Here is a 16172-nt window from a genome sequence, read left to right as displayed (position 1 = left end):
GCCTTCCGGCTGCGGCAGCCCAACTCCACGCAGCAGTCGTGGAGTTGGTGCGGACCCAGGGTTGCGCGTGCCGTGGTCGTTCTGGACCGCTGGTGGAGCTGCGCGCGTCTACCAGCGCTGATGCTGGATCCAGAGGATGAAGAGGCTGACGATGCCGCTGCCCAGGCTGTAGAAGGCGCCGCGCATCAGCTGTGCGGTGGCGGCGCGGCGGCGCCGGGCGGTCCAGCTGCGTAGGCCGTTGATGGTTCCCGCGGCTTGATGCCAGGGGCGGTGTTCGGGGCTGGTGTACATGGTGGCTGTCCTTTTCGAGGGCGTCGCGGCGGAGCCCTTCCGACCCGCTGGCTAAGGAACCGGGGCCGGAATCGGGCTCCTCCGTCGTTCTGCTGGGTCAGCGGCGAGCGAAGTCGCGTAGGTGGTCGGCGAGGCGCCGGTCAGGGCGACGGACGATGATGCACGGGTTCGTCGCGTCGTCAGCGAGGCGGTCGACCTCCATCTCCAGCGTGGCCGTCGGCGGGCTCGCGGCCGATCCGTTGCGCCGTACGTAGCGCGCGACGACCTCCACGCAGTCAAGGAAGTCGTCGTCGACAGCGTCGGCTTCGACCATCGGGTGCGTGATCTGGTGCCGCCAGTGCGCCGCCTCCCGGGTCTCGCCCAGTGCGAGGTGGTGCAGGTGCAGGCAGTAGGCGGCGGCACGGTGTCCGGCTCCCGCCGCCAACTGCCACCAGAACTGGGCGCTTTCGGGGTGATCGGTGAGGTAGAGCAGGCAGGCGAACACCGCGGCGCCCTCGACGTCCAGCTGGTCCTCCTCGACCGGAGCGGACCGGGTGTCCTGCGCGAGGCGGTCCACGTGGTGTGCGGCGCCAGGGCCGTTGAGGATCCAGCGGGAGACCACGGCCAGGCGCTGCCCGGCCTGGGCGGTTCGTTCCATGTGCGGTGGCGGCGCGGTCCGGGAGGCGTCACGGGCGAGTCGGCGCAGCGCGGTTCCGACGTCGAAGGCTACCGGGGGCGTTGTCGGCAGCGCCGCGTCGGCCAGGAGGTCTTCGATGGTGGCGGTCACTGTCCTGACCTCTCTCTTTTCGGGGCGGGTAGGCCCAGGCGGACGCGGAGCCGTTCCTTGGCCCTGCGGTCGTGGTAGCCGACGGTGCGGACGTCAAGGCTCATGAACCGCGCGATGCGGGCGGTGTTGTAGCCGAGCAGGTACTTTAGGACGATCACGTTGAACTGGCGGGTGGGCAGGTCCGCGATCGCCTCGTACAGGCCCGCGGTGCTCTCCGCTATCTCCAACTCGTTGCGGATCGCTCGCAGGTTCAGGGCTATCGGCCCGTTCAGCACGAACGCCGGACCGCGGCCTTCACGCTTCAGCCGCTCGGTGACGTGACGGTGCAGCACGGCCAGCGTCAGCTGCTCCAGGTCGCCCTGCTGCAGCAGTTGGTCCCAGCCCGCCAGGATCTCCAGGAACACCCGGTGAACCGATTCCTCTGCGGCTCGGCGGGTGCCCAGGTGGATCTCGGCGAAGGCGTGGAAGAACTCCTGGTGCCCGAGGTAGAAGCCCTCGAAATCCAGCGGTAGGTCAAGCGGTTCGTCCACCGGCTGACTCTGCCCGCCGTTGTCGCGCCAAACGTCCGCGCGGAGGTCTTCGTCGCTCACTCGGACCTCCGACATGCACTACTCATTGCGTTCCTCTTCATTGAGGGGTCGGCACGGCCAAGGGGGGCGCGCCGGGAGCCAGTTGGCTCTTGGCACCACCATGGCGAGGATGGGCCCCGATCACTCATCACGCCCTGCAAAAAATGACCCAGCGATCACAGGGAGCCACGCAAAGTAGTTCCCGACAGGTGCGCCGGCCTTCAACAAAGCGTTCTGAACAGGGAAAACGACGGGCACCTGTCGATCACGTTCGAAGGGTTCCGAGCATGAAGTGACATATGTCACAGGAGTGTTGAGCAGCCCAGCCGCGTTCCTCCTACGTGACCGACACCGTCCTGCGGGTTGACGGCGGCGTCCTGCCCTGACGCGGCGGGGCAGCACCGAGCGCAGGGGCGCTAGCACCGTTCCGGCTGGCACTGCGGGCACCACACTGTCCCGCGCCCGGCGATCCGCCCCCTGCACAGGGGGTGCCCGCACCGCGGGCAGTGCGGATCCTCCTCGTACCGCTCCCCGGTGAGCCAGGACGGGCGTCCGGGTACGCGCCCCACCCGCACCGACGCCCGTAGAACGTGTCGCATCTGCGTGTACAACCCGCGCAGTTGCGCACCATCGAGCTTGCTGGCCAGGCAAGCGGGGTGTATCCGGGCCCGCCAGAGAATCTCGTCGGCGAGAAGGTTGCCCAGCCCGGCGATCAGTGACTGGTCCAGCAGAGCCGCCTTGATCCGCCCTCGCCGCGGGGACAGCAACTGCTCGAACTCATCACGTCCCACGGTCAGCGCATCCGGCCCCTGGGTGGCGAGGAGGCGTTTGGCTTCGGCCTCGTCGGCGAGCCGGATGCCCTGGAGTTTGCGCTGGTCCCGGAAACGGAGCTCGCCGCCGTCGAGGACGAAGACCACCCGGTCGTGGGGGTGCGGCGGGTCATCGGGCGTGCAGGGGACCAGGGCACCGGTCATCCCGAAGTGGAACAGGAGGACGGGCGCGTCGGTGCGGGCGATCAGCCACTTGCCGTGGCGTTCGGGCGCACCGAGCCGACGGCCCACCAACTCGCGCCGCAGTCCGCGCGCCGACACTCCGTGCAGCACCCCCGGGTCCGCTACCTTGACGTCCGCGATGCGCCGCCCCTGCCCGTGGGCGGCCAACACCCTCCGGAACCCTTCGACGTCCGGCAACTCGGGCATACATCAAGCGTACGCGCCAGAGGAGGTGCGGCGACCCCTCGTGGTCGAACGGCTACGAGGTGTGCTGCGCGCTCGGCGTCGCAGCCGGTGCACGTGTTCGGGCCACACTCCGGGTCGGTGCCGTCAGCACCGGCCAGGCCCGCGGCCCGGCTACTGCCGGGACCGCGGGCCTCACCTACACACGGCGCCGAAGTGGCGTCACAGCGTGCGCTCCAAGCGGTCTGCCATCAGCTTGACGAAGCGCGAGCGGTCGCTCAGCTCGCCGCCCTCCGCCAACAGCGCCATGCCGTAGAGGAGTTCGGCCGTCTCCTGCAGGCCGGTGTCGCCCGAGCGCTCGGAGTGTGCCCGGTTGAGGCCGCTGACCAGCGGGTGGCTCGGGTTGAGTTCGAGGATGCGCTTGACGTGCGGAACGGCCTGGCCCATGGCGCGGTAGATGTTTTCCAGGGCCGGAGTCACGTCGTGCGTGTCCGAGACGATGCAGGCGGGAGAGACGGTGAGCCGTGAGGAGAGCCGTACGTCCTTGACGTTCTCGCTCAACTGGTCCTTCATCCAGGTCAGTAGACCCGCGTACTCCTTCTGGTGCTTCTCCCGCTCTGTCTCCGCCTCCTTCTTCTCGTCCTCGGTACCGAGGTCGACCTCGCCCTTGGCCACGGACCGCAACTGCTTGCCGTCGTAGTCCGGCACGGAGTCCACCCACACCTCGTCGACGGGGTCGGTCAGCAGCAGCACCTCGATGCCCTTGGCCCGAAACGCCTCCATGTGCGGGGAGTTCTCGATGGCCTGCCGGGACTCACCGGCGAGGTAGAAGATGTGCTCCTGGCCGTCCTTCATCCGCTCCACGTACTCCCGCAACGTGGTCGGCTTGTCCGCGTCATGGGTCGTGGCGAAGGAGCACACCTCCAGGATGGCCTCGCGGTTCTCGAAGTCGCTCAGCAGCCCTTCCTTGACGACACGGCCGAACTCCCGCCAGAACGTGGCGTAGCGCTCCGGGTTGTTGGACATCATGTCCTTGACCGTCGACAGCACCTTCTTCGCCAGGCGGCGGTGCATCAGCTGGATCCGGCGGTCCTGCTGGAGGATCTCGCGTGACACGTTGAGTGACAGGTCCTGCGCGTCGACCACGCCCTTGACGAAGCGCAGGTAGGGCGGCATCAGCTCCTCGCAGTCGTCCATGATGAAGACGCGCTTGACGTAAAGCTGGACGCCTCGCTTGTAGCCCTGGAGGAACAGGTCCTGGGAGGCATGCGCCGGGATGAACAGCAGTGCCTGGTACTCGAAGGTGCCCTCCGCCTGGAGACGGATGGTCTCCAGGGGGTCGTTCCAGTCGTGGCTGATGTGCTTGTACAGCTCGTGGTACTCGTCGTCCGTGACCTCGTCACGAGGGCGCGCCCACAGTGCCTTCATCGAGTTCAGCGTCTCGGGCTCCCGCGGGGCGTCATCGGTTCCGTCCCCGGAGGCGTCTTCGGCCGCGGGCTGCGGAGCCAGCTTGATGGGCCAGGTGATGAAGTCCGAGTACCGCTTGATGATCTCCTTGATCTTCCAAGGCGAGGTGTAGTCGTACAGCCGGTCCTCGGTGTCCTCCGGCTTGAGCCGGAGTGTGACCGAGGTGCCCTGAGGGGCGTCGGTGACGGTCTCGATGCTGTACGTACCCTCGCCGGACGAGGTCCAGCGGGTGCCCTGGCTCTCGCCCGCGCGCCGGGTCAACAGCGTGACCTCGTCGGCCACCATGAAGCTGGAGTAGAAACCGACGCCGAACTGGCCGATCAGTCCTTCCGCGGCGGCCGTGTTGTCGGCCTCCTTCAGCTGCTGCAGGAACTTCGCGGTACCGGAGTTCGCGATGGTCCCGATGAGTTGCACCACCTCGTCGCGCGACATGCCAATGCCGTTGTCCCGCACGGTGAGGGTACGAGCCTGCTTGTCCGTCTCGATCTCGATGTGCAGGTCGGAGGCGTCCGCGCGAAGCGCGTCGTCGCGGAGAGCTTCGAGACGAAGCTTGTCCAGCGCGTCGGAGGCGTTGGAGACGAGCTCGCGCAGGAAGACGTCCTTGTTCGAGTAGATCGAGTGGATCATCATCTGCAGAAGCTGGCGCGCTTCCACCTGAAACTCGAACGTCTCAGTCGACATAGTCCGTGATTCCTTCTCAGGTCACCAAGTGGCGGATACTGACCATCGGCACTGTAAACCAGCAGGTCACCCCGTCAATCCCATACCCCGGACTTGTTGGGGCCTGCCCGGACAACGCCGGGGCACCGTCGTACGTTCCGCCAGAAGCAGGCGACCGGTGCCGCGGCGTGGCTGCCGCTACTGAGGGCGCGACGGATGCGGTCACTGTCGAAGGCTCCAACACCGCTGTGGCCGCTGGCAACCGCTCACGCTCAGGGCGAACCGCCGAGGAGGTGATCACGCGCTCGGTCAACCGCCGGTAAAGGCCGCGCCCTGCCAGTAACCGCGGTTGACCACTCCTCCGGCGAAATCTGCGCCGAAACACGGCGGATGCCCCGCTCCCCGCCCTACCCTGCCCCGAGGAGCACGTCCGCACGGAGGCATCATGACGTCTACCGACAAACCCGCCCTACAACCTGTGGCATGGCGCCCGCCGCCGCGGCCGGGCCGCCCACGTGGGCAGCGCGTGCCCACGTCCGCTCCGCGCATGCTTCCGCTCGGTGGGGTCGGGCCAGAGCACGTGGTCTTCGACGCGTCGGGACACTTGGTGACCGGCGTGGCCGACGGCAGGATCCTGCGCGTCAACCCGGACACCGGACAGGTGACGACCGTCGCCGACACCGGAGGACGGCCTCTGGGTCTGCAACTCCTCCCCGACGGGGGGCTGTTGGTGTGCGACGCACGGCGCGGTCTGCTGCGCATGGCGCCTGACACGGGAAAGTGTGAGGTGCTCCTGCGGGCCGCTGGCAACGAGCGGCTGGGTTTCTGTAGCAATGTGGCAGTCACCCGGGACGGCACGATCTACGTCAGTGACTCCAGCCGGCGGTTCGGTATCGACCACTGGTTGGGCGATCTGCTGGAACACTCCGGCACCGGACGGCTCATCCGGGTCGCACCCGGCGCCGCCGAGCCCGAAGTGGTGCTGGACGGCCTGTACTTCGCCAACGGCGTGGCACTCGCGGAAGACGAGTCGTTCGTTCTCGTCGCGGAGACCGGGGCGTACCGTCTTACCCGACTGTGGCTGTCCGGTCCGCAGGCCGGGCACCGGGACACCTTCCTCAAGGACCTGCCGGGTTTCCCCGACAACCTCACCACCGGGTCCGGCGGGCTGGTATGGATCGCCTACGCCGCGCCACGCGATCCGATGCTGGACTGGCTGCACCGCACTCCCCCGGTGCTGCGGCGCGGCCTGTGGCGGCTGCCTGACTCGATGCAGCCGGGTCCGCGCCGTACGCTTCGGGTCGCGGCGGTGGACAGCGCGGGGCGTACCGTCCACGATCTGCGGTGGCCTCGTGCCCGCTATCGGATGGCCACCAGCGCGTGTGAGCACGATGGGCGGCTCTACGTCGGCAGTCTGCTGGAGGACGCCATCGCCGTGCTCGACCTACCGCGGCCCTGACGGCTGGGCCGTACGGCAGCCCGCGCTGTTGGCGGGTTGCCGTACTTTCGACGGTCAGGGTCTGCGGGCGTCGACGGTCAGTTCCTCCGTTCGCAGCAGGTGTTCGCCGTAGAGGTCCTGTACCCAGTTGGTCTGGTAGATGGTGTCGAGGTAGCGTTCGCCCAGGTCGGGGGCGATGGCAACGGCGGTGAGGTGCTCCGCGTCGTGCCGGCCCAGCCAGTCGGTGGCACCGCTGACGACGGTTCCGGTGGAGCCGCCGAAGAGGAATCCGCTTCGTGCCAGGCGGTGACAGGTGCGGATGGCGTCCGCCTCCTCGACCCGGATGACTTCGTCAACGTATGACTCGTCCAGGATGGGTGGGCGCACGCTGGTCCCCAGGCCGGGGATCATCCGGCGGGCGGGTGGACCGCCGAAGGCCACCGATCCGACGGTGTCGACCGCGACGACGCGCGCCGGATGGTGCGAGTCGCGGAAGTAGCGTGCGCAACCCATCAGGGTGCCGGTGGTACCGGCTCCGACGAACAGCACGTCGAGGCGTGGGAAGCGTCGGGCGATGGCTGGTGCGGTGGTGCGGTAGTGCGCTTTCCAGTTGGCCGGGTTGGTGTACTGGTCGAGCCAGACGTACCGGTCGTCCGCGGCGCAGAGCGCGCGTACGTGGTCGATCCGTGCGCCGAGCAGGCCACCGGTGGCCGACGGTTCGGTGATGATGTGGACCTGGCTGCCGAGTGCTTCCATCATGCGCCGGGTGGACAGGTTGCAGCGGGCGTCGGTGACGCACAGGAAGCGGTAGCCCTTGCTGGCGGCGATCATGCTGAGGGCCACGCCGAGGTTGCCCGAGGAGGATTCGACGAGGGTCGATTCCGGCGTGAGGGCGCCGCTGCGTTCCGCGGCTTCCACCATCGCGCTGGCGGCCTTGAGTTTGATCGAGCCCGCGAAGTTGAAGCCTTCGCACTTGAGGAGGACGCGGTGACCGGTCATGGGCCGCAGGTCGACGTAGAGTTCCTCCTCGTTGAAGTCCATGGGAGCGGTTATGACGCGCACGGCGTCCTCCCCTCGTCGGTCGCGGTATGGCGCTCGTTCACCCGTACCTGCGCAGTTCGTGGAAGAAGTCGGGGATGACATTGAGTTCTCCGGAGCTGGTGACCGCGTCGTAGACGTATTTGCCGACGGCGAGGTCGAGGACGCCGAGTCCGAAGGGGGAGAACACCACGGTCCGGTCGTCGGGTGCGGGTACCTGTCCCGTGATGACGTCGTTGAGCGTTCCGGTGATGAAGTCCCTGGTGCCGGTGAGCTTTTCGGCGAGATGGGGTGAGGTGTCGGCCTTGAGGCAGTGGTCGATGTCGTCCACGAAGTTGGCGCAGGTGAGCAGGGCTTCGGGAGCGAGGTCCCGCAGGGAGATGTGCAGCACCAGGGGGTGGTGGTCGAACCAGCGCACGTCGTGGACGTGGGGTGTGCCGGCGATGGTGGCGAAGACGATCAGGTCGCTGCAACGGATGAGTTGTTCGGGGCTGTTGTGCACGGTGACCGCGGCGGAGGCCCCTGACTGTTCGAGGTAGGTACGAAAGCCGCTGGCGCTGTCGGCGGACAGGTCGTGGACGCCTATGTGCTCGAAGGCCCAGCCGGTGCCGGCAAGGTAGCCGTGGATGTAGCGGGCGATCAGTCCGGTGCCGAAGAACCCGATACGGGTGGGGCGTCGCCGGGTACGGCTGAGGTGGTCGGCGGCGAGTGCGGCTGAGGCGGCGGTACGGGTGGCGCTGATGATGGAGCTTTCCAGGCAGGCGAAGGGGTAGCCGGTGGTGTGGTCGTTGAGGATCAGCACCGCCGAGGCCCGTGGGATGCCCGCCGCCACGTTCTGTGGGAAGCTGGAGATCCACTTCAGGCCGTCGACCCGTAGGTCGCCGCCGATCGAGGCGGGCAGCGCGATGATCCGGGACGAGGGCCGGTCGGGAAACCGCAGGAAGTACGAGGGCGGGTTGACCGACTCTCCGTCCGCGTGCAACCGGTAGGCGGCCTCGACGAGTTCCGTCACCTGCTTCTCCCGGCCGTACAGTGCCTGGTGAACCTGGGCCCCGGGGATCACCGCGAACGGCGGTACACCGGCCGGTCCTTCAGCCCCCGGCGCAGCATGGGTGGTCACTGGGCGGTCACCTCCACGGTGGGATCGCAGTCGGCCAGCTGGGTCTTGTCGGTCATGGCGACGACCACTTCGCGTGGTCCTTCGAAGGGTTCCCTGCCGTGTGCGGTGCGGATGTTGTCGACGATGAGCAGGTCGCCGTCCTGCCAGGGCTCGCGCAGCGTGTGGTCCTCGTAGACCGCGTTCAGCAGTTCCACGATGTCCTTGTCGATCGGATCCCCGTTGCCGAAGGAGGTGTTGAACGGCAGTCCGTCGGGGCCGTAGACGTCCAGTAGGTATTCGCGCACTTCCTCGGCGATGGTCCACTCGTTGAGGAAGGCGACCTGGTTGAACCAGCAGCGTCGGCCGCTGACCGGGTGCCGCAGCACGGCGCTGCGCCGTTGGCGGGTGCGCAGTCCGCCGCCCGGCTGCCAGTCGAAGTCGATGGCGTTCGCCCGGCAGTATGCCTCGACCGCATGCCGGTCCTCGGTGCCGAAGGCCTCGGCGACGGAGGCTCCGATCTCCTCGTTGTAGGTGCGGGTGAGCAGCCAGCCGTCCCGTTCGAACCGCTCGACCAACGCGGCCGGCAAGGCCTCCAGCACCGAAGGCGCGTCGGCCACGGGGGTCGCCCCGCCGACGGGCGGCGCGGTCAGGCAGGCGAACAGCATCAGGCCGGGGAACTCCAGCCGGTAGCTCAGCTCGTGGTGCATGCACATCTGCTGGTTCTGCGGCCACTTCGTCGAGGAGTGCACACCGTCGCCGAACGGCAGCCGGGGTGCGAAGGGCTCCGCCTCGGGCAGCAGTCCGCTTCCTATCTCCCGGAAGACGGCACCGGCTCCCGCGGTGTCGAGCAGCCCGAGCCCGCGGACCAGTACCGAGCCGTGCTCGGCGACGACGGCGCGTAGTGCGTCGCGATGCTCGGCCGCCCACTCCCGCCCGGCGCCGGGGGCTTCGGCCCGCAGCAGAGGCGGTCTGCCGGGGCTCACTTCCAGGTCGAGCAGGGGGGTTGGGGGTGATGATGACATGTGTCGTCCTTTTCGTCGCGGATGGCTCGTGTCCCTGCGGGCCGTTCGCCTCTCTGCGCGGTTCAGGCGAAGAGGTCGGACGCGCGCAGTACGGCCCGCGCGGCCGCGGCCGGGCGGGTGCGGTGGAAGTAGTGGCCCCCGTCGGGGAGTTCGTACAGGTCGACCTGGTGCGCCAGGAGCTGCCAGTCACGGTGTCGGTGCGCGAACTGCGCCGTGCTGGGATCGTCGGCGGCGACCACCACGGTGATCGGTGCGGTGAGCTTCACCGCGGGAGGGCCGGCCAGGACGTCGGCGAAGTAGCGGTTGGCGGACAGGCAGTCGTGTCGGTAGGCGGCGCTGGTGTGTTCGGCGTGTCGCGCGTCGAGCTCGCCCAGTGCGCTGTGGCCACTTTCGTGGGTCAGCTCGTTGGCGATCTCGGCGTCGCTCATCTCGATCAGCCGGGCGACGGCTGCGCGCCGGTGGGTGATGTCGCCGAGCAACTGGGCGCCCAGGAAGACCCTCTGGACGTGCACCCCGGACGTCTGGAGCAGGCGGGCCGTCTCCACCGCGACGGCGGTGCCGGCTGAGTGGCCCCACAGGAGGACCCGGGCCGGACCGCGCCGAGTGATCTCGGCGGCGACCTGCTCGGCCACCCGCTCCAGCGGGGTGAACTGCTCGTGTTCGACGGCCAGATCGTGGCCGGGCAGCTCGACGGCGTGGACCGCCAGCCCGGTTCCGCGTAGCGCCGCGGCCATCGCCCGGAAGTTGACGGCGTTGCCACCGGCGTACGGGAAGCACACCAGATCGCCGGTCGACGCGCTGCCCGGCTCGCCCAGCGTGTGCAGTAGTCCGCAGCGTCGTTCGGCATGTCCGTCGACCAGGTGGGCCAGCTCGGCGAGGACCGGGTGTCGTGTGATGTCCTTCAGGGTCACGGCGCGGTCCAGATCGATGGCCAGTTTCACCGCCGACAGTGACGTGCCGCCTTTGTGGAAGAAGTTGTCCTGCCTGCTGATCCGGCTTTCGGGCACACCGAGCACCTTCGCCCAGGCCGTCGCGAGCCGCTTCTCCACCGGTGTGCGCGGGGCGTCGTGGTCCCCGCCGACGGTGTCGAGTTCCGCTGCGAGGGCGGTCAGTGCCTTTGTGTCGATCTTGCTGTTGGCGGTCAGGGGCAGTCGTTCCCGCCAGTGGAAGGTGCTGGGCACCATGTAGGCGGGCAGTGTCGCGGCGAGCCGGTCCCGCAGGGCCTCCGCTTCGAGCGGCTGGGGTGCCTGGTAGAAGGCAACGAGGTGCTTGCTGTGGTCCGACCGTTCGGCGACCACCACCGCGCAGTCGCCTACGCTGGGCACCCGCAGCAGTGCGTTCTCGATGTCACCGATCTCGATCCGGAAGCCACGGATCTTGACCTGGTTGTCCCTGCGGCCGAGGAACTCCAGCTTGCCGCCGGGCTGCCAGCGGCCGAAGTCACCGCCCTGGTAGAGCCGTTCGCCCTCGCGATGGGGGTCGCTGGTGAAGGCCTGCCGGGTCCGCTCCGGGTCGTTCACGTAGCCTCGGCCGACGCAGACCCCGGAGAAGACGATCGCTCCGGGGGCGCCCAGCGGCACCGGCGAGAGGTTGTCGTCGACGACGTAGACACGGACGTTGGGGACGCACGGGCCCAGTGGGACCCGGTCACCGCTCGGAGCGCGGTCCATGACCTCGTGGTTGGTGTCGTCCGAAGTCTCGGTCAGGCCGTAGGCGTTGACGAGCCTGACTCCCGGCTTGGCGGCGAACCAGCGCTGCACCAGTTCCTTCTTCAGTGCCTCGCCGGTGACCGACACACATCGCAGGTCGGGCAGCTCGCGCGGATGACGCTCCAGATGGGAAAGCAGCGCCTCCAGATACGAAGGCACCAGTTGCAGCACCCCGACGCGTCCCTCGGCGATCCTGTCCACGAACCGGTCCACGTCCAGGATCGCCTCCTGCTCGACCAGCAGGGTCCGCCCACCGACCAGCAGCGCCGCGACGAGTTGCCACAGCGAGATGTCGAAGCACTGCGGCGCTGTCTGCGCCACGGCCTGCCCCTGGGATATCCCCAGGTCACCGATCTTCGCGTAGAGATGGTTGAGCATCCCCGCGTGCTCGCACATCGCGCCCTTCGGCTCACCTGTGGACCCGGAGGTGAAGAAGACATAGGCGAGTTGATCCGCCGCCACGTCAACGCCGAGGTCGGCGTCGGCGCGTCCCTCCTCCAGTGCCGCGTCGACGAACAGGGTGCGCACCCCGGGCAGCGACTTCAGCGCCTCGTCCAGGGTGGTGGTGCTGCCGGGTTCGGTCACGACCAGTTCACACCCGGCGCGAGAGAGCATGACAGCGATCCGCTCGCCCGGAAAGTGCGGCTCGATCGGCAGGTAGACACCGCCTGCCTTGAAGACCGCGAGGACGGCGGCCGCCCATTCCAGGGTGCGCTCGGTGACCACCGCCACGACGCCTTCGTGGCCGAGGCCTCGCGACAGCAGCGCCCGGGCCAGTACGTTGGCGCGTTGGTTGAGTTCCCGATAGGTCCACTGCCGTTCGCCCCGGACGACGGCCACGGCGTCGGGGTGTGTCCGAGCCCGCTCCTGGAACAGCTCGTGGAACCGCCGGTCGGGCAGTTCGCGGACCGGCCCGGCGAGCCCCTCCAACTGGAAGCGACGCTCATCCACCGACAGCAGGCTCTGCTGTCCGTGCGTGGCGTCCACGTCAGCCGCCATCAGGGCCAGTGCGGTCTGGTGGTAACCCGCGATCCGTGCGGCGTGGTCCGCGTCGATGGCCTCCGTGCGGTACCGCAAACGTACCGTCAGGTGCCCGTCGCGTCGGGCGAACGCCACCGACAGCACTGTGGCTTCGGCGAGTGCGCCGCCGTCGCCGGACGCGCTGAATTCGCACTCGAACAGCGGCTGGGCCAGGCCCAGTTCACGCAGCAGGGCGTCGACGGGAAAGGCCTGGTGGGACCGCATCCCCGATATCACGCGGTGGGCGTCCGTCAGCAGCGCCCGCCACGACAGAGGTCTGGTAGTCAGCCGGCATGGCAGCACCGGTCCGCCCGGCTCCAGGACAAAGCCGGTCGTGACCTCCTGCTCCCCGCACAGCGCCGCCAGCACCTTCGCGTGGGCGGACAGCAGCACCGCGTCGAACGGTATCGCGCAGGCGCCCGTCAACCGGCCCAGGGCGGCCGCGAGTTCGTCGGTGATGGTTTCCTCGTGCTCAGCGACTCCCGCCGTGGGCTTGCCAGTCCAGCGTGGGATGGCGCTGGATCCGCCCGTGGCGAGCATGTCGCGCCAGAAGTCACGGGCCGTGTCGGATGACCTGTTCATGGAGACTTCACCTTCTCGACGCTGCGGTCGGCTGGACACGGGTGGGAAGTGGCCTTGATTCGCTTTCCGTACCACCGCCGCGATCCCGCCTTCCCGGGAACCGGGGGCGCGGGAGTCTCGAAGCTGCCGTGCGGGTGCATCGGGGTGGCGGGGTTCCCGCCCCACCGGGCGTACGCGGGGACTTCCTCGCCCTTCATGAGGAAGGAGTCTGCGGCGAGTACCGCACCGTCCCCCATCGTCACTCCGTAGTGGACGAGCGCGCCGACGCCGATGGTGCAGTTGGCACCGAGCGTGATGTGGTCGGACTTGAATGTGCCGTCCTCCTGCGAGTGGCACTGGATCTTGCTTCCGGCGTTGAGTACGCAGTCGTCCCCGATGGTGGTGAGGGTGCGCTCCGTCAGGTAGCAGCCGTCGTCGAGGACCCGCCTGCCGAGCCGGACGCCCAACAGCCGCCAGAGCATGTTCTTGAACGGTGTGCCGTTGAAGGCGGCGAAGTGGGTGTCGGGCACCTTCCACAGGCGCTCGTGCCGCCAGAAGTAGGGGTCGTAGATGGAGCACACCGTCGGTCGCAGCGGACGGAACCGCGTCAGATACCGCTCCACCAAGGCGAAGTACACGGCGGTGAAGCCGAGGCCGACCACCAGCAGCACGGTGTCCAGTAGCTGCCCGATCGCGTCGTACCGCTCGATGGTGGCGAGCCCGAGGGCGGTGAGGACCAGGAAGTCCAGCCACCGCAGGAACAAGGCGATGCCCATGGTACGCAGGTTGTAGCGGTTCTTCGCCGCGAGACGACGGCGAAACTCGTTCCCGGCCCGCAGGTGGTCGAAGCGGGTGTCGCGCTCCACCGTCCGGGGAATCTCGAAGCACGGCGAGCCCAGCAGTCCCACGCCTTCACGGATCCCTCCGTCGAGCGGAACCATCACCTTGGTCGCCAGGAGAACGTTGTCCCCCGTCCTGCCTTCCGGAGGGTAGGCGATGAAGTTCCCAAGGAAGTTACGCGATCCGATCGACGTCCGGGACACCCGGAATGACGTGCTGGAGTAGTCCGCGTTCATGAGCGACAGCCCGTCGGCGACCATCGTCCCGCTGCCGACCACACTCAGATACGGCGTCTCATGCTGCACCCCGCTGCCGAAGTTCGAACCCGTCTGCTCGACCTGCGACAGGTCGTACCCCAGGCACTTGAGGTAGTGGACTATGTAGGAGCTGTCACCGAACAGCCAGATGTAGAACTTGAGGTTGGTCATCCGCGCGACCGCCCGGTGCATCGCGTAGCGGAAGCCGTACAGCGGATAGGTCCTGCCCGGTTCGATCACCAGGCGCATCAGACGCGGAACGGTGAACAGCACACCGAGTCCCGCGATGACGAAGCCGAAGAACAGCACGGTGCACAGCAGCAGCGCGTCCACGTAGAACGCGGACGAGGTGACCGACTCCGCCCCCGCGTCCGACTGGCCGAGCAGCAGCGGCACCTCGTTCAGCAGTGCGTACAGGAACACGACCGTCAGCGGCACCGTCACGAGGACCGGCTTCAGCAGGGCGAACAGGGCGAACGCTGTCCGCCGCGCTCTGCCGCACCTGGCGGGCGCCACCCTCAGGTAGTTCAGCTCGGTGCGCCGCGCCGGCGATCCGTGCCAGCGTTGACCGACCGGTACGGCCTGGCCGCTGTGCAGCGTGGAGGTGTGGCCCAGCTGTGCGCCGTCGCCCATCGACGTGTTGATGTCGAGTACGGTCCGCTCACCGATGAAGACATCCCGGCCGAGGGTGACCGGCCCGGTCTGGATGCGCCCGGCGTGCGCTCTGTAGCACAGCAGGAACGAGTCCTTGCGGATGACCGTACCCGCGCCGACGGTGAGCAGGTCGGTGCACACCGGCACGGTACGGGAGAGGATCGTGACCTGTCTGCCGATCCGCGCGCCGAGTGCCCGCAGATACAGCACGTACAGCGGACTGCCGACGAAGAAGACCATCGGGTTCGCGTGCACCAGGGACTTGACGATCCAGAAGCGCAGGTACGTCAGGCTCCAGACCGGGAACTCGCGTGGCTTCCACCGGCCTATCAGAATCCACTTGGCCACGACCGGGAAGACACACAGACCGGACAGGTAGGCCCCGCCGAAGGCAACCGCGCGCCCGTAGAAGGCCAACGGCCCCTTCCCGGCAACAACCCAGCCGTAGCCCCGCGTGGTGACGAGCGCGGTGAGGTAGGAGTACGCGAGGAAGGCGATGAACTGCAGCGTTCCGCAGAGGACGTACCGCGTCGTGCTGCCCGCTACGACCGGTTCCGGGGGCGGCGGCGTGACTGCCGGTACGACAGGGGCTGACGTGGCGTCGGCGAGTGCGGTGGCCAGGCTCCGGATGGTTGTGTGCTGGTAGATGTCCTTCATCGACGCCGACGGCACGTCGCTGCGTTTCCTGACGCGCGCACAGAAGCGCGCCATCACCATGGAGTCCGCGCCGAGCTCGTCGAAGAAGTGGCTTTCCACACAGAGTCGTTCGGCACTCAGGATGTCAGCCAACACCTCGGCGTAGATCTTCTCGACGGCTCTCGCCGGATCCGCGCGGCCGTCCTGCCGAGTCGACGGCTCGGCGTCGACTGAGACATCGGCTGGTTCTCTTACCACGTGATCTCCTGGGGTGTGAGTGTCGTTTCGTCGGCACTCACATCTGCGTCGGCGTCCGGCCGGGGCGTTGGTGACATCGATGTCCTGACCGCCCTGCGCCCAGAAAGCTTTCGCCGGACGGCACCGGGAGCTAGTTCGCCGCTGGCTGGCGGCGGGCGCCGCCATCGGTCCCTCAGCGAGAAGACGGCGACATTTCCCGGCGGATTCACACCATCTGGTTCGTGGATTCCCACACGCCCCGAACACAACTCGGAGGGAAATGCATCCCATTCACCGTCGGGCGTGCGTAATTCCACGACGAGCACCTCGCTTCGACTGATGAAGCAGCACGGAGGGCCAGGCAGTTACGGCACACTCGCACCCCGGCACATGTCGCACCGGTGCGGATCGTCCGCTGCCCCAAACGGCGATCTATTAAGGACGTTAAGAATTTCCACATGACACTGTCAATGCCGCTTGAGGAGTCTTGACAGAACCATCATCGGCACTTGGCGACACCCCTCTATCGCCTTCCGTTCGAAAAATGTTCGGCCGCACCTTCGGGCAATCCGGCCGATTTCACGGACCCCGGAAGCCCATCGTCCGTCACTTTTGGTAACACCACGTCGGGTCAGGCTTCGACGTATCCTCGGCGGTAGCTCGACGTTCATCGCGGAGCAGAGGCGTGGACGCACACGCTCCGTTACGCCCCGATCAGACGCGAAACGAACGC

Annotated in this window: 11 protein-coding genes; 1 reads left to right on the top strand and 10 read right to left on the bottom strand. The window is 67.9% G+C overall.

Features of this window, described 5'->3' with window-relative positions:
• Window positions 1-108 precede the first annotated feature (108 nt).
• The 5 genes from P3G67_RS02670 to htpG form a co-directional block, all read right to left on the bottom strand.
• The gene (locus P3G67_RS02670) at window positions 109-291 is read right to left on the bottom strand and encodes a hypothetical protein (protein ID WP_276091990.1); all 183 of its coding nucleotides are present in this window, start codon (window positions 289-291) and stop codon (window positions 109-111) included.
• A gap of 97 nt (window positions 292-388) precedes the next feature.
• Window positions 389-1057 (bottom strand): hypothetical protein, encoded by a 669-nt coding sequence (locus tag P3G67_RS02665; protein ID WP_276091989.1) that lies wholly within the window; start codon window positions 1055-1057, stop codon window positions 389-391.
• Window positions 1054-1662: a sigma-70 family RNA polymerase sigma factor gene (locus P3G67_RS02660; RefSeq protein WP_276091988.1), complete on the bottom strand. Its 609-nt coding sequence runs from the start codon at window positions 1660-1662 to the stop codon at window positions 1054-1056. The genes P3G67_RS02665 and P3G67_RS02660 overlap by 4 nt, the downstream gene beginning before the upstream one ends.
• A gap of 380 nt (window positions 1663-2042) precedes the next feature.
• On the bottom strand, window positions 2043-2825 hold the full coding sequence (locus tag P3G67_RS02655; protein ID WP_276091987.1) for an Fpg/Nei family DNA glycosylase: 783 nt from the start codon (window positions 2823-2825) through the stop codon (window positions 2043-2045).
• A 198-nt stretch (window positions 2826-3023) separates the two neighbouring features.
• A complete protein-coding gene (gene htpG / locus P3G67_RS02650) occupies window positions 3024-4949 on the bottom strand; it encodes a molecular chaperone HtpG (RefSeq protein ID WP_276091986.1) in 1926 nt (641 codons plus the stop codon).
• Between the two features lie 526 nt (window positions 4950-5475).
• On the opposite strand from htpG, the gene P3G67_RS02645 reads away from it, so the two are divergent.
• Entirely contained in the window at window positions 5476-6387 is a 912-nt protein-coding gene (locus P3G67_RS02645) for an SMP-30/gluconolactonase/LRE family protein (protein WP_276091985.1), read from the top strand.
• 54 nt (window positions 6388-6441) lie between these two features.
• On the opposite strand, the gene sbnA is transcribed toward P3G67_RS02645, so the two are convergent.
• The 5 genes from sbnA to P3G67_RS02620 form a co-directional block, all read right to left on the bottom strand.
• On the bottom strand, window positions 6442-7428 hold the full coding sequence (gene sbnA / locus P3G67_RS02640) for a 2,3-diaminopropionate biosynthesis protein SbnA (RefSeq protein ID WP_269859165.1): 987 nt from the start codon (window positions 7426-7428) through the stop codon (window positions 6442-6444).
• Window positions 7429-7465: 37 nt separating this feature from the next.
• Complete coding sequence (sbnB, locus tag P3G67_RS02635) at window positions 7466-8524, bottom strand: 2,3-diaminopropionate biosynthesis protein SbnB (protein WP_276091984.1); 1059 nt, start codon at window positions 8522-8524, stop codon at window positions 7466-7468.
• Window positions 8521-9525 (bottom strand): TauD/TfdA family dioxygenase, encoded by a 1005-nt coding sequence (locus tag P3G67_RS02630; protein WP_276091983.1) that lies wholly within the window; start codon window positions 9523-9525, stop codon window positions 8521-8523. Before P3G67_RS02630 ends, sbnB begins: the two co-directional genes overlap by 4 nt.
• Window positions 9526-9587: 62 nt before the next feature.
• On the bottom strand, window positions 9588-12836 hold the full coding sequence (locus tag P3G67_RS02625) for a non-ribosomal peptide synthetase (RefSeq protein ID WP_276091982.1): 3249 nt from the start codon (window positions 12834-12836) through the stop codon (window positions 9588-9590).
• A complete protein-coding gene (locus P3G67_RS02620; RefSeq protein WP_391858166.1) occupies window positions 12833-15460 on the bottom strand; it encodes a Pls/PosA family non-ribosomal peptide synthetase in 2628 nt (875 codons plus the stop codon). Before P3G67_RS02620 ends, P3G67_RS02625 begins: the two co-directional genes overlap by 4 nt.
• Between the last annotated feature and the right edge of the window lie 712 nt (window positions 15461-16172).

The organism is Streptomyces silvisoli (genome assembly GCF_029269905.1).
Lineage (GTDB): Bacteria > Actinomycetota > Actinomycetes > Streptomycetales > Streptomycetaceae > Streptantibioticus_A > Streptantibioticus_A silvisoli_A.
The sequence above is the reverse complement of the archived record's forward strand: the minus strand, read 5'-3'. Positions and strand labels throughout refer to the sequence as shown.